The sequence below is a fragment of the Saccharopolyspora sp. NPDC000359 genome (genome assembly GCF_040300525.1).
Lineage (GTDB): Bacteria > Actinomycetota > Actinomycetes > Mycobacteriales > Pseudonocardiaceae > Saccharopolyspora.
Map to the genome: position 1 here is coordinate 37,295 of NZ_JBEPDU010000001.1, position 13,360 is coordinate 50,654.

At 72.6% G+C, this 13,360-nt stretch carries 13 protein-coding genes; 7 read left to right on the top strand and 6 right to left on the bottom strand.

Annotated features, from left to right (window positions below):
• Positions 1–12: 12 nt before the first annotated feature.
• Genes ABT324_RS00200 through hutI form a run of 3 tightly spaced genes read left to right on the top strand, consistent with a single transcriptional unit; the run spans position 13 to position 3,723 of the window.
• A complete protein-coding gene (locus tag ABT324_RS00200) occupies positions 13–1,215 on the top strand; it encodes an allantoate amidohydrolase (protein WP_351169045.1) in 1,203 nt (400 codons plus the stop codon).
• 3 nt (positions 1,216–1,218) lie between these two features.
• Positions 1,219–2,532 (top strand): formimidoylglutamate deiminase, encoded by a 1,314-nt coding sequence (locus ABT324_RS00205; protein WP_351169048.1) that lies wholly within the window; start codon positions 1,219–1,221, stop codon positions 2,530–2,532.
• Positions 2,533–2,565: 33 nt separating this feature from the next.
• Positions 2,566–3,723: an imidazolonepropionase gene (gene hutI / locus ABT324_RS00210; RefSeq protein WP_351169051.1), complete on the top strand. Its 1,158-nt coding sequence runs from the start codon at positions 2,566–2,568 to the stop codon at positions 3,721–3,723.
• A 104-nt stretch (positions 3,724–3,827) separates the two neighbouring features.
• On the opposite strand, the gene ABT324_RS00215 is transcribed toward hutI, so the two are convergent.
• Complete coding sequence (locus tag ABT324_RS00215; protein WP_351169054.1) at positions 3,828–4,820, bottom strand: hypothetical protein; 993 nt, start codon at positions 4,818–4,820, stop codon at positions 3,828–3,830.
• Between the two features lie 201 nt (positions 4,821–5,021).
• On the bottom strand, positions 5,022–5,645 hold the full coding sequence (locus tag ABT324_RS00220; RefSeq protein WP_351169057.1) for a TetR family transcriptional regulator: 624 nt from the start codon (positions 5,643–5,645) through the stop codon (positions 5,022–5,024).
• 74 nt (positions 5,646–5,719) lie between these two features.
• Between ABT324_RS00220 and ABT324_RS00225 the strand changes: the two genes are divergently transcribed.
• Positions 5,720–7,129: an FAD-dependent oxidoreductase gene (locus ABT324_RS00225; protein ID WP_351169060.1), complete on the top strand. Its 1,410-nt coding sequence runs from the start codon at positions 5,720–5,722 to the stop codon at positions 7,127–7,129.
• Positions 7,130–7,309: 180 nt separating this feature from the next.
• Here the strand turns inward: ABT324_RS00225 and ABT324_RS00230 are convergent, their stop codons facing one another.
• On the bottom strand, positions 7,310–8,209 hold the full coding sequence (locus ABT324_RS00230; protein WP_351169063.1) for a LysR family transcriptional regulator: 900 nt from the start codon (positions 8,207–8,209) through the stop codon (positions 7,310–7,312).
• Between the two features lie 87 nt (positions 8,210–8,296).
• Between ABT324_RS00230 and ABT324_RS00235 the strand changes: the two genes are divergently transcribed.
• The 3 genes from ABT324_RS00235 to ABT324_RS00245 all read left to right on the top strand — a co-directional run bounded on the left by ABT324_RS00235 (position 8,297) and on the right by ABT324_RS00245 (position 10,154).
• On the top strand, positions 8,297–8,647 hold the full coding sequence (locus ABT324_RS00235) for a DoxX family protein (RefSeq protein WP_351169066.1): 351 nt from the start codon (positions 8,297–8,299) through the stop codon (positions 8,645–8,647).
• 392 nt (positions 8,648–9,039) lie between these two features.
• A complete protein-coding gene (locus ABT324_RS00240) occupies positions 9,040–9,468 on the top strand; it encodes a GreA/GreB family elongation factor (protein ID WP_351169069.1) in 429 nt (142 codons plus the stop codon).
• Positions 9,465–10,154: a DUF1028 domain-containing protein gene (locus ABT324_RS00245; RefSeq protein ID WP_351169072.1), complete on the top strand. Its 690-nt coding sequence runs from the start codon at positions 9,465–9,467 to the stop codon at positions 10,152–10,154. The genes ABT324_RS00240 and ABT324_RS00245 overlap by 4 nt, the downstream gene beginning before the upstream one ends.
• 1 nt (position 10,155) lies before the next feature.
• Here the strand turns inward: ABT324_RS00245 and ABT324_RS00250 are convergent, their stop codons facing one another.
• The 3 genes from ABT324_RS00250 to tdh are packed head-to-tail and all read right to left on the bottom strand — an operon-like array spanning position 10,156 to position 13,279.
• Complete coding sequence (locus ABT324_RS00250; RefSeq protein WP_351169075.1) at positions 10,156–11,055, bottom strand: LysR family transcriptional regulator; 900 nt, start codon at positions 11,053–11,055, stop codon at positions 10,156–10,158.
• The gene (locus tag ABT324_RS00255) at positions 11,052–12,239 is read right to left on the bottom strand and encodes a glycine C-acetyltransferase (RefSeq protein ID WP_351169078.1); all 1,188 of its coding nucleotides are present in this window, start codon (positions 12,237–12,239) and stop codon (positions 11,052–11,054) included. The genes ABT324_RS00250 and ABT324_RS00255 overlap by 4 nt, the downstream gene beginning before the upstream one ends.
• The gene (tdh, locus tag ABT324_RS00260) at positions 12,239–13,279 is read right to left on the bottom strand and encodes an L-threonine 3-dehydrogenase (protein WP_351169081.1); all 1,041 of its coding nucleotides are present in this window, start codon (positions 13,277–13,279) and stop codon (positions 12,239–12,241) included. Before tdh ends, ABT324_RS00255 begins: the two co-directional genes overlap by 1 nt.
• Positions 13,280–13,360: the final 81 nt, after the last annotated feature.

The following is a 13,360-nucleotide window of genomic DNA, read 5'->3' on the forward strand; positions in this document are numbered from 1 at the left end:
GGAGGAGTCGGAGTGGTTTCACCGGGTGCGTTGTTGGCGGCGATCGACGGGGTGGGCGCGGACCGGCGGCGGGGCGGGTTCTCGCGGCACGTCTTCGACGACGCCGAGCGGCAGCTGCGCGAGTGGTTCGTGGAGCAGGCCGAGGCCCGCGACCTGCAGGTCACCACCGACCGCAACGCCAACATCTGGGCGTGGTGGGGTGAGCCCGGCGACGACGCGGTCGTGACCGGCAGCCACCTGGACTCGGTGCCCGGTGGTGGCGCCTTCGACGGGCCGCTGGGCGTGGTCAGCTCGCTCAGCGCCGTGGACCTGCTGCGGGAGCGGGGTTTCCGCCCGCGGCGACCGCTGGCCGTGGTGGTGTTCGCCGAGGAGGAGGGCGGCCGGTTCGGGGTGCCGTGCCTGGGTTCGCGGCTGCTGGCCGGGACCATCGACGCCGACCGGGCCCGCGCGCTGCGCGACCCGAGCGGCGTGACGTTCGCCGAGGCGATGAGCTCCGCCGGGGCCGACCCGTCGCGGGTGGGGCGCGACGAGGAAGCGCTGCGGCGCATCGGGCAGTTCGTCGAGCTGCACGTGGAGCAGGGGCGCGGGCTGGTCGACCTGTACCGGCCGGTCGCGGTGGCCTCCTCGATCCTGGCGCACGGCAGGTGGCGGTTCCGGTTCAGCGGCCAGGGCAACCACGCGGGCGCGACGCTGCTGTCCGACCGGCGCGACCCGATGCTGCCCGCCGCCGAGCTGGTGGTGGCCGCGCGCCGCGCCGCCGGGTCGGTGGCCGACGGCCGGGCGACGGTGGGCAGGCTGGTGCCGACCCCGGGCGGCACCAACGTCATCGCCTCCACTGTGGACGTGTGGCTGGACGCCCGGTCGCCGCAGGACGCCGGGACCCGCGCGATGGTGACCGACCTGACCGGGGCGGCACAGGAGTTCGCCGCGGCCGAGGGGTGCCAGGTGGAGGTCGTGGAGGAGTCCTACGGCGACACCGTGCACTTCGACCCCGCGTTCCGCGACCGGCTCGGCGCGCTGCTGGGCGACGCGCCCGCGCTGGCCACCGGGGCCGGGCACGACGCGGGTGTGCTCGCCGCCGAGGTGCCGACCGCGATGCTGTTCGTGCGCAACCCGACGGGCATCAGCCACGCCCCGGAGGAGCACGCCGAGGACGACGACTGCACCGAAGGCGCACACGCGCTCACCCGCGTCCTGCAGGACCTGGCGGGCTGAGCGGTGGCGACCTACTGGTGCGAACAGGCCTGGCTGCCGCCGGGGCCGCAGCCGGGCGTGCGGTTCGAAGTCGAGCGGGGCCGGATCACCGCGGTGGCGGTCGACGTCCCGGCCGGGGACGCCGAGCAGCTGCCGGGCATGGTGCTGCCGGGGCTGGCCAACGCGCACTCGCACGCCTTCCACCGGGCGCTGCGCGGCTGGGACACCGGCGCTCGCGGCACCTTCTGGACGTGGCGCGAGCAGATGTACCAGGTGGCGGCGGCACTGGAACCGGACAGCTACTACCGCCTCGCCCGTGGCGTGTACGCGGAGATGGCGCTGGCCGGGATCACCTGCGTCGGCGAGTTCCACTACCTGCACCACGCCGCGGGCGGAACCCGCTACGCCGAGCCGAACGCGATGGGCGAGGCGCTGGTGCAGGCCGCGCGGGACGTGGGAATCCGGATCACCCTGCTGGACACCTGCTACCTGGCAGGCGGTTTCGGCCGCGAGCTGGAGGGTGTGCAGCTGCGGTTCTCCGACGGCGACGCGGCGGGTTGGTCGTCCCGAGTGGACCAGTTCACTGTGGACGATACGCAGGTCCGGCTGGGTGCTGCGGTGCACTCGGTCCGCGCGGTGCCGGGCGAGGCGATCCCGGAAGTTGTCGAGTGGGCGCGGCACAAACCCCTGCACGTCCACCTCTCCGAGCAGCGCGCGGAGAACGAGGCCTGCCTCGCCGCGCACGGTTGCACTCCGACGCAGCTGCTGGAGTCCAGCGGCGCGCTCGGCCCGGACGTCACCGCCGTCCACGCCACCCACCTCGCCGCGGGCGACGTGGCGCTGCTGGGCGGCAGCGGCACCGGGGTGTGCCTGTGCCCGACGACCGAAGCGGACCTGGCCGACGGCATCGGGCCCGCGCCGCAGCTGCGGGTAGCCGGGAGTCCGCTGTCGATCGGCAGCGACGGGCACTCGGTGATCGACCCGCTCGCCGAAGCCCAGGCGATCGAGTCCTACCAGCGGCTGGCCACCGAGACCCGCGGCCACTTCACCGCCGCCGACCTGCTCGACGTGGCGGCCGAGGCCGGGCACCGGTCCCTCGGCTGGACCGACGCCGGGCGACTGGAGGTCGGGGCCCGCGCCGACTTCGTCGCGATCGACCTCGGCTCGCCCCGCCTCGCCGGGGCCGCCCCCGGGGCCATCCCGGCCGTGGCCCGCGCAGACGACGTGCGCGAGGTGGTGGTGGACGGGCGGCGGATCGTCCGCGACCGCGCCCACCACGCGGTCGACACCGCCCGGGAACTCCGGGAATCGATCTCCGACCTGCGCACACCCCGATGAACTGGAAGTACTAGGAGCAAGGACCAGCAAGCGATGGCAACCACTGTTATTACCGGGATCGGCGAGCTGACCACCAACGACGACGCGCTGGGCACGCTCACCGACGCCGCTTTGGTCCTGGACGGCGACCGCGTCGCCTGGGTCGGGCCCGCCGCCGACGCCCCGGCCGCCGACGAGCGGGTCGACGTCGAGGGCCGCGCGGTCCTGCCCGGCTGGGTCGACAGCCACAGCCACCTCGTGTTCGCCGGGGACCGCACGGCCGAGTTCGCCGCCCGCATGGCGGGCAAGCCCTACCAGGCGGGCGGGATCGCGGTCACCGTCGACGCCACCCGCGCGGCCACCGACGAGGAACTGGCCGCGAACCTGCGCGCGCACCTCGACGAGGCCGCCGCCCAGGGCACCACCTGCATGGAGACCAAGACCGGTTACGGCCTGACGGTCGCCGACGAGGTGCGCTCGGCCGAGGTCGCCGCCGCGGCCGACGAGGTCACCTTCCTCGGCGCGCACCTGGTGCCGCCGGGCGAGGACGCGGACAGCTACGTGGACCTGGTGTGCGGGGAGATGCTCGACGCGGTGGCCCCGCACGTGGGCTGGTGCGACGTCTTCTGCGAGCACGGCGCGTTCGACGCCGACCAGTCCCGGCGCGTCCTGGAGGCGGCGAAGGCGCGCGGCCTCGGGCTGCGGGTGCACGGCAACCAGCTCCAGCAGGGTCCCGGCGTGCAGCTGGCCGTCGAGCTCGGCGCGGCCAGCGTGGACCACTGCACCTACCTGGACAGGTCCGATGTGGACGCCCTGGCCGGTTCGGACACGGTCGCGACCCTGCTGCCCGCCTGCGACCTGTCGACCCGCCAGCCGCTCCCGGACGCCCGGGCGCTGCTCGACGCGGGAGCGGTGGTCGCCCTGGCCGCCAACTGCAACCCCGGCTCGTCCTACACCTCGTCCATGGCCTTCTGCGTGACCACGGCGGTCCTGCAGATGCGCATGACCGTCGAGGAAGCGGTCCGCGCGGCCACCCTGGGTGGCGCGAAGGCCCTGCGCCGCGACTCCGGCGAAGGCGCGGTCGGCGTGCTCCGCGAAGGAGCCCGCGCGGACGTGCACGTCCTGGAAGCGCCGAGCGCCACCTGGCTCGCCTACCGCCCAGGCGTCCCGCTCACCCGCTCGGTGTGGCGCAAGGGCCAGCGAATCCGCTGATCAGCACTCGTGAGCGGCGATGGTGGTTGGGGCGACCATCGCCGCTCACGAGGTGGTGGTGTGGGGTCGTGAGTGGTGATGGTGGTTGGGGCGACCATCGCCGCTCACGAGCACTTCGGGCACGGCGCGGTGCTGCCGCGCCAGCCCTCGCGCCGCAGCACCTCGGCCACCTCCGCCGCGACCTCGCACGGTGCGCCGTGGACCTCCTGCCAGCCGTAGACCAGACGCGCGCGACCCGCCAGCTCGGCGGCGTTGTCGCGGCGCCGGTCCCGAAATGCGATCCGGTCCGTGGCGTGGAACTCGCGACCGTCGAGGCGCACCGTGAGCCGCGCTCCCGCGGCGTCGTACGTCACGTCCTCCCACAGCACGATCCCGTCGACGTCGAACGGCACCTGACGCGACCCAGCGGGCAGCCCGTGCGCGCGCTCGACCTGGACCAGGTACTGGGCTTCCAGCACGGACATCGCGCCGCCGAGCATCATGTCCAACGCGTTCCGCAGCACCTTCGAGTAGCGGAACGGTGGTCTCCGCTCCAGTTGGTCGTGCACTCGTGCCAGCGGAATCCGGTTCGCACCGACGAGCTGGACGAACGTGTTGCGCGCGGCTTCTGGCGAAGTCTCAGCGGTTGCCACGTCGATTGCGGTGTCCTCCCGGTTCGTCCGTGGCGGGTCGGAGGGCGCGACCAGGTACTTGTGCGCGCGCGAGCGGTGGACCTGGACGATCGGCGGCTGCGAGACCGCGGAACTGCCGTAGGGCAGCGTGATGTGCACCGGGGAATCCGCGCCGATCGGCAGCATTCCCCACACCTCGGCCGCGGTGCGGTGGCTGAGCACCGCCCACGGCCCGCCGTACAGCAGCGCTGCCGAGATCAAGGCCGACCTCGGCAGCGGTCCGGTGAACACCGCGTACACCGCCGGTAGGACCCGTTGCCACCGCTGGGCGGCGAGTTGGGCCCGCAGCGCGTTCCGGGACACGCTGAAGTCGGCGAGCTGCTCGGTGCTCACAACGCCTGACTGCACGTCGAGCAGCTTCCGCCACCGCTCACGGTCCTCGGGAGTGCTGAAGTTCTGCTCAGGCCACTTCGGATTCTCGAACATGGACCCACGATCCAGCCAGAATCGTCCTCAGCGCCAGGCACTTCGCGAAATCTGTGGACAACTAGGACCACTGTGGACAGATTCGATGACTCGAACTCGTGAGTGGCGGTGGTGGTTGGGGCGACCATCGCCGCTCACGAGGTGGCGGTGTGGGGTCGTGAGTGGCGGTGGTGGTTGGAGCGACCATCGCCGCTCACGAGGTCAGCCCAAGCCGTCGCGCAGTTGGCCGAAGGCGAGTTCGGCGGCGGCGAGAGCGTCCGGGTAAGCGTCGGCCGCGGTCGTGCCCGCGACCGCGCGGCGGAAGTTGTCCAGCGCGAGGGTCCGCTGCACGGCGCTGAACTGGGCGGCGATGAGTTGGGCGGGCAGTTCGGGCAGGTCGGCGGTCTCGCGCAGCGCGTCCGCCAGCGCTCGTTCGCTGCTCTCGTAGAACTTGACCAGCCGGGCGTGGAGCGCGGGTGTGTCCAGGATCAGCTTGTAGATCGCGATCACCTCGGGATGGTCGTTGATCCCCGTGATCGGGTCGTGGCGGCGCAGCCCGTCCAGGAAGTTCGCGCGCAGCGCGTCCAGCGGGGACTGGTCGGCCGGGCGCGCGCGCACGACCCGGGCGCTCTCGTCCTCGTGGTCGGCGAAGCGGTGCACCACGAGGTCTTCCTTGGCGGGGAAGTAGCTGAACAGGGTGCGGCGCGAGACCTCGGCGGCCTCGGCGACCTGCGTGATCGACACCGGGTCGAAGCCGTGCTCGAGGAACAGCGCGATCGCCGTGTCCGAGATGGTCTCGCGAGTGCGCTGCTTCTTCCGCTCGCGGAGCCCGAGGTGCTGGTCCACACCCGCAGTCTAGACGGCTCTTGCACCCAGGTCTATATTGCACTCAGTCTACTTTTGCACTGAGGGGGACTTCCATGGACGTCCTAGTCGTCGGAGCGGGGCCAACCGGATTGGCGCTCGCCCACGAGCTGGCCCTGGCCGGGGTGCGGACCACGGTCGTGGAGGCCCGGACCGAGCGCGTCGAGCAGACCAAGGGCGGAGCCGTGCAACCGCGCACGGCCGAACTGCTGGACGCGCGGGGCCTGCTGGACCCCGTGCGGGCGCGGGCCCTGCCCCGCGGCGAGGTCGGCGGCCACTTCGCGCTGCTGCCGGTCCCACTCGACAGCACACCGTGGTGCACCAGGTACCCCCAGGTGATCTCGATCCCGCAGTGGGAGTTCGAAGAAGTGCTGGAAGACGCGGCGGTTGCGAAGGGCGCGGAGGTGCTGCGCGGCCACCCGGTGACGGCGGTCGAGTCCGACGAGACCGGCGTGTCGGTGACCGCAGGTGGCACAACGCTGCGCGCCCAGTACGTCGTCGCTTGCGACGGCGCGCACAGCACCGTGCGGAAGCTGCTCGGCGTGCCGTTCCCCGGGCGCCCCGGCACGTACCGGGCGGTGCTGGCGGAAATCCGGCTCTCCGCAGCATCAGGTTCAGTGCCCACCACCCTCGGGCACATCAGCAGCCTGACGCAGGAGGGCGGTGGCTACTGGGGAATGCTGGTGCCGCTCGGCGACGGCCGGTACCGGTTCACCTGCGGGAGCCCCGAAGACGTCGACCCGAGCCCGGAAGGCGTGCAGCGCGCGCTGACCGCGATCTACGGCCCACCCACCCAACTCGCCGAAGTGCTGACGTCCTCGCAGTTCGGCGACGCGACCCGGCAACTGGAGCAGTACCGCTGCGGGCGCGTGCTGTTCGCGGGCGACGCCGCGCACATCCACCCACCGCTCGGCGGGCAGGGGCTGAACCTCGGAGTCCAGGACGCCATCAACCTTGGGTGGAAGCTCGCCGCGACCGCGGCCGGGTGGGCGCCCGGGGGACTGCTCGACAGCTACCACGCCGAACGGCACCCGGCGGCGGCCCGCGTGCTGCACCACACCTCGGCGCAGCGAGTGCTGGCCGACCTCCGACCGAGCGAGGACGTGGTGGCGCTGCGCGAGATCTTCACCGACCTACTGCGCCTGCCCGACACCAACCGCCACCTCGCGGGCATGATGTCCGGCCTGGACGCCGCGGGGAGGGTACCTGACCTCGACCTGGTCACCGACGACGGCCCGGTGCGCCTGCACGAACTGCTGCGCTCCGGCCGTGGAGTCCTGCTGGACCTGACCGGCTCGCTGGAGGTCCCCGACGGCTGGGCCGACCGCGTCGACGCGGTCCGCGCCGAGTCCGATGTGGACCACCCCGCGCTGCTGCTCCGCCCCGACGCGACGGCCTGCTGGTTCGGCGACGGTGCCCTGGCCGACGTGCTCCACGAGCAGTTCGGCGCCCCCGCCGCGTGGTGACGGGTGACAGGAAGGTTCCCTTGCTCGCGTGGTGGCGGGTGACAGGAAGGTTCCCTTGCTCGCGTGGTGGCGGGTGACAGGAAGGTTCCCTTGCTCGCGTGGTGGCGGGTGGCAGGAAGGTTCCCTTGCTCGCACGGGTGCGGGTGACAGGAAGGTTCCCTTGCTCGCGGCCCCGGCGGCTCAGCCCGGGCCGGGGGTGTGGTCGAGGCAGCAGCGGACGAAGTCCTGGACGACCGGGTTGTCGTCGTCGGCCGGGGGCCAGGCGACGCCGACCTGGCTCGGTGCGACGCCGGTGACCGGGCGGTAGGTGACTCCGGGGCGCGCATAGAAGCGGGCGGAGGACTCCGGGGCGAGCGCCACGCCGTAGCCGTTGGCGATCGCGGTGAGCCAGGCGTCCGGTTGGTCGGTGACCGCGCCGATGCGCGCCGGGGCGCCACCGCGCTCCTCGACCGCCAGCCAGTGGTCCCGCCACCAGCCGGTCTCCTCGGGGGCGGCCACGAACGGCTCGTCCCGCAGGTCGTCGAGCGCGATCACCTCGCGTTCGGCCAGCGGGTGCGTTGACGGCAGCGCCACGCAGCGGGGCTCGGTGAGCAGGACCGCCACCCGCAGCGCTTCCTGGCCGGGGAACGGCAGCCGCAGCAGGGCCACGTCGACTTCGCCGTCGGCGAGCCCGGCGCTCGGGTTCGACCAGGATGCCTGCCGCATGTCGACCCGCCAGTCGGGGCGCAGCCGCCCGAAGGCCGCGACGATCTCCTGCGTGGCCTCGTTGGCGGCGCTGGCGAGGAACCCGACGCGCAGCACGCGCGCGGCCCTGCTGGCCGTGCTCCGGGTTTCGCGCAACGCCTCCTCCCAGTCGGCCAGCAGTGCGGGCACCCGCGCGGCCAGGGCACGGCCCGGTTCGGTGAGCGCCATACCGGTGCGCGAGCGGGTGAACAGCTGGACGCCGAGCAGCGCCTCCAGCTGCTTGACCTGCTTGGTCAGCGCGGGCTGCGAGACGTACAGGAGCTCTGCGGCGCGGGTCAGGCTGCCCGCCTGCGCCACCGCGGCGAAGTAACGCAACAGCCGCAAGTCCACATCCATGCCGTCAGGTTATAGGTGCAGGTATTGGACACAAATCGGGAACGGGTCAAGGCTGGGATCGGAAGCTGTTGCAGAGGAGGGTTCGAAGTGCTCACCGCCCACCTGCTCGTCACGTCCACCACGATCCTGCTCAACGCCGGAATCGCGGCGGCCGACCTCGCCAGGGCCAAGTTCGTCCTCGCCAACTCGGCAGCGGTGCAGGTCCCCGAGTCCTGGCTGCCGGTGCTCGGCTCGCTCAAGGCCGCGGGGGCGCTGGGCCTCCTGCTCGGGTTGCTGGGCGCCCCGCTCGTCGGGGTGGCCGCGGCGATCGGGCTCGTGCTGTTCTTCATCGGCGCCGTCATCGCCCACGTGCGAGTCGGCGAGTACGCCACGATCGCCGTTCCTGGGTTGTACCTGGCCTTCGCCGTCGCAACGCTGGTCCTCGACCCCGCGCTCTGAGCGGCCCGCGCGCGCGAAAGCACAACCCGGCGCACCGGCAGCTGGCCAGAACGGACAAATTCGATCAGGTTTTTGTTCTGCCGCGACAACTGGTGCGCCTCGCGCCTCGGCCATCCTCGGACTTGGAACGCTGGAGTCAGGCACGGGAGGGCTGGTCGTGGTCGGCGATACCGCACATGCTCGTCGTGACCGGCTCGTGCCCGGAAGGGGCCCGTCCGGCAGTTCCCGGCCGATGAGGCGCTGCAGCTCGCGGGACGCGAAAACCTCCCGCTGAGCGCCCGCCGCCCCGGCCCGCGGGAAGCACCCGCACCTCCCACGGCGGATCAACGCCATCCATGAACGCGAAGTCGGAACGCGTCCAGGAACTGCGACCACGAAACGCGAGGTAACCGATGACCACTGCGCAAACCCGCTGGTTGACCCAGGAGTCCCACGACCGGCTGCGCGCGGAGCTCGACGAGCTGCTCGCCCGCCGCACCGAATCCGAAGGTGAAGAGGCGGTGCAGCGGCGCGCCCGCATCCGCGAGATCCAGGAGCTGCTGCGCGACGCGGTGGTGGGGGAAGCCCCGCCGGACGACGGGATCGCCGAACCCGGCATGGTCCTCACCGTCCGCTTCGACGACGGCGAGACCGAGACGTTCCTGCTCGGCGCCCGCGGCGGCGTCGACGACGACCTCGACGTCTACTCGCCGGAATCGCCGCTCGGGGCGGCGCTGTCCGGGGCCAAGCAGGGCGAGACGCGCACCTACAGCGTCCCGAACGGCGGCACCGCGCAGGTGACGCTCGTGCGGGCCGTGCCCTACGGGCAGCACCGGCGGTGACACCGCGCGGCCCGTACGCGGGCACGTTCTCGATCGCCGCCGCCGACGCCGACTGCGCTGGTGTCGCGATCAGCACCCGGATGCCCGCGATCGGTTCGCTGGCCGTGCACGTGCGCGCCGGGGCCGGTGCCATCGCGACCCAAGCGCTGATCAACCCGCTGCTCGGCGTCGACGGCCTGGAACTGCTCCGGACGCGCTCGGCCGGCGAGGCGCTGCGCGAGCTCCTTGCCGCCGATCCCGGAGCGGACACCCGCCAGGTGATCGTCGTGGACCGGCGCGGCCGCGCCGCCGCGCACACCGGCGACGACACCCACCCGTGGCGAGGTCACCGGGTGGGCCGCGGTTTCGCCGTCGCGGGCAACATGCTCGTCGACGGGCGAACGGTGGACGCCATGGCCGAGCAGTTCGAGGCCACCGAGGGCGAACCGCTGCACGAAAGGCTGCTCGCCGCGCTCGAGGCCGGTCAGCGGGCCGGTGGCGACCGGCGCGGCAAGCAGAGCGCTGCGCTGCACGTCAACAACGGCGCGCCGCACCCCTACCTCGACCTGCGGGTGGACGACCACCCGGACCCGGTCGCCGAGCTGCGCCGCGTCCACGAGGTCGCCAAGCGGGAGCTGCTGCCCTTCGTGGCCGCCCTGCCGACCAGGGAGGACCCGCTGGGCACCTTCCACGAGCTGCTCGGCTGACTCACCCCGGCCCGGGGTGCTCCAGCAGCGCGTCCAGCACCACGCGCACCAGCGGGTGCTCATCCCGTCCACACTGGACAGCGGCGAAGACGCGCCGGGAGGGCGGTTTGCCCGCGACCGGCCGCGCCACCGCGCCGAGATCGCCGGAGATCGCGGTGCGCGGCACCAGCGCCACCCCGGTACCCGCAGCCACCAGCGCCTCCACCGCGCGGAAGTCGTCGGAGGTGTGCGTGATGGTCGGGACGAACCCCGCGTTCTCGCAGCACACCTGCGCCACCGCGCGGCACGGGTTGCCCGGCAGCGGCGCGATCCACTCCGCGTCCCGCAGCTCGGCCAACGCCACCTCCGGCGCGTCCGCGAGCGCGTGGTCGCGGGGGAGCACGACGTCGAACGGCTCAGCGTAGAGCGGGAAGCGGGTCACCCGCCGCGCGTCGGCCTGCAGCGTGGACGTGTACTCCATCGAGATCGCGATGTCGACCTCCCCGGCCAACAACATCATCAAGCTGTTGTGCGCCTCGGCGTCGCGCACCATGACCCGCACGTCCGGAGCGTGGCGGCGCAGCGCCACGATGGCCGGGGCCACCACCTGAGTGATGGCCGAGGCGAACGACGCCACCTCCACCGTGCCCACGGCCCCCGCCGCGCACGCCGCGAGGCTGGCTTCGGCCCGCTCCAGCTCGGCCAGCACCGCCTTGGCGTGCTCCACCAGCAGCTCACCGGCGGCGGTCAACCGGACCCGCCGCCCCTGGCGCACCAGCAGCGGCTGCCCGACCTCGTTCTCCAGCGCGGTGAGCTGCTGCGACACCGCCGATGGCGTCAGGTACAGCGCCTCCGCCGCCGCGCGCACCGTGCCGTGGTCGGCGAGCGCGCGGAGGACGAGCAGCCGCCGCGGGTCTATCACCCGTCGATGCTAACCATCCGGTCGCGGGCCGCGACGAACGCCGCCACCGCACGCTCCACGTCCGCGGCGGTGTGCGCCGCCGACATCTGGGTGCGGATGCGCGCCTTGCCCTTGGGCACCACCGGGTAGGAGAACCCGATCGCGTAGACGCCTTCCTCCAGCAGCAGGTCCGCCATCCGGGCCGCCTCGGCCGCGTCACCGATCATCACCGGGATGATCGGGTGCTCGCCGGGCAGCAGGTCGAAGCCCTCCTCGCTCATCCGCCGCCGGAACAGGGCGCTGTTGTCCTGCAGCTGCTGCCGCAGCTCCGGTTGCGAGGCCACCAGGTCCAGCGCGGCCAGCGACGCCGCCACGATCGCCGGGGCCAGCGAGTTCGAGAACAGGTACGGCCGGGACCGCTGCCGCAGCAGCTCCACGATCTCCGCCCGCCCGGACACGTAACCACCGCTGGCGCCACCGAGCGCCTTGCCCAGCGTGCCGGTGACCACGTCAACCTTGTCGGTCACGCCGAACAGCTCGGGCGTGCCCGCACCGGTCGGACCGGTGAAGCCCACCGCGTGCGAGTCGTCCACCACGACCAGCGCACCGTGCTCCTCGGCGAGCGCACAGATCTCGTCCAGCGGCGCCAGGTAGCCGTCCATCGAGAACACGCCGTCGGTGACGACCAGCTTGCGCCGCGCGTCGGCGTGCTCCTCCAGCAGCCGCCGCAGGTCGGCCATGTCCCGGTTGCGGTAGCGGCCGCGGCGGGCCTTGCACAGCCGGATCCCGTCGATGATGCTCGCGTGGTTGAGCTCGTCGGAGATCACCGCGTCCCGCTCGTCGAGCAGCGTCTCGAACAGCCCGCCGTTGGCGTCGAAGCACGAGCTGTACAGGATCGTGTCATCGGTGCCCAGGAACTGCGACAACCGCTGCTCCAGCTCCTTGTGCGGGGCCTGCGTGCCGCAGATGAACCGCACCGAGGCCATCCCGAAGCCCCACTTCGACAGGGCCTGCTCCGCGGCGGCCACCAGCGCCGGGTGGTCGGCCAGCCCCAGGTAGTTGTTCGCGCAGAAGTTCAGCACCTCCGCGTCGGCGACCCCCACCCGCGCGCTCTGCGGCGACTCCAGCACCCGCTCGTCCTTGTACAGGCCCGCGGCGCGGATCTCGTCCAGCTCGGCGCGCAGCCCCTCGGCGATCGTGTACATCAGGCGGAACCTCCCGCGGTCCAGTCCAGGATGATCTTGCCGCAGCGACCGCTGCGGGCGGTCTCGAAAGCCTCGGCGTGCTCGGTGTAGGGGAACCGGTGCGTGATCACCGGGCTCAGGTCCAGCCCGGACTCCAGCAGCACCGACATCGAGTACCAGGTCTCGAACATCTCGCGGCCGTAGATTCCCTTCACGGTGAGCATTTTCAGCACCACCGCGCTCCAGTCCACCCCGAACTCGGCCGCGGGCAGCCCGAGCATCGCGATCCGGCCACCGTGCGCCATGTTCGCCACCGTCTCCCGCAGCGCGTCGGGCTGGCCGGAGACCTCCATCGCGACGTCGAAGCCCTCGCTCATGTCCAGCTGCTGCTGCGCGTCGGCGAGCCGCGTGGTGGACACGTCCACCGCCAGGTCCACGCCGATCCGCCGAGCCAGCTCCAGCCGGTGCTCGCTGACGTCGGTGATCACCACGTGCCGGGCGCCCGCGTGCTTGGCCACGCCCGCAGCCATCAGCCCGATCGGCCCGGCGCCGGTGATCAGCACGTCCTCACCGACCACCGGGAAGCTCAGCGCGGTGTGCACGGCGTTGCCGAACGGGTCGAAGATCGCCGCCACGTCCGGGTCGATCCCGCTGCGGTGCACCCACACGTTCTGCTCGGGCAGCACCGCGAACTCGGCGAACGCACCGTTGTGGTGCACGCCGAGCCCCTTGGTGTTCGCGCACAGGTGCCGCCGCCCGGCCAGGCAGTTGCGGCACTTCCCGCACACCAGGTGGCCCTCGCCGCTGACGAAGTCACCCACGGCGGCCCGGGTGACGGCGCTGCCGGTGGCCACCACCTCCCCGGCGAACTCGTGCCCCACCACCAGCGGCGTCGGCACGGTGCGCGCGGCCCACTCGTCCCACGACGCGATGTGCAGGTCCGTCCCGCAGATCCCGGTGCGCAGCACGCGCACCACGACGTCGTTCGGCCCCGGGGTCGGGTCCGGGACGTCCGCCAGCTCCAAGCCGGGCGCGGGCGAGGTCTTCACCAAGGCGCGCACGGTACCTCCACTCTCGATGGCTGCATCAGCACGGAGTCTGGCTCGACCCCGGCGGGTCGTCCATCTCGACTTTCTGCACTG

Bases quoted from the DNA above. Each gene is read 5' to 3' on its own strand.
- hutI (WP_351169051.1), top strand. From the start codon at position 2,566: ATGGCAACCACTGTTATTACCGGGATCGGCGAGCTGACCACCAACGAC.
- ABT324_RS00215 (WP_351169054.1), bottom strand. From the start codon at position 4,820: ATGTTCGAGAATCCGAAGTGGCCTGAGCAGAACTTCAGCACTCCCGAG.
- ABT324_RS00225 (WP_351169060.1), top strand. From the start codon at position 5,720: ATGGACGTCCTAGTCGTCGGAGCGGGGCCAACCGGATTGGCGCTCGCC.
- ABT324_RS00230 (WP_351169063.1), bottom strand. From the start codon at position 8,209: ATGGATGTGGACTTGCGGCTGTTGCGTTACTTCGCCGCGGTGGCGCAG.
- ABT324_RS00240 (WP_351169069.1), top strand. From the start codon at position 9,040: ATGACCACTGCGCAAACCCGCTGGTTGACCCAGGAGTCCCACGACCGG.
- ABT324_RS00255 (WP_351169078.1), bottom strand. From the start codon at position 12,239: ATGTACACGATCGCCGAGGGGCTGCGCGCCGAGCTGGACGAGATCCGC.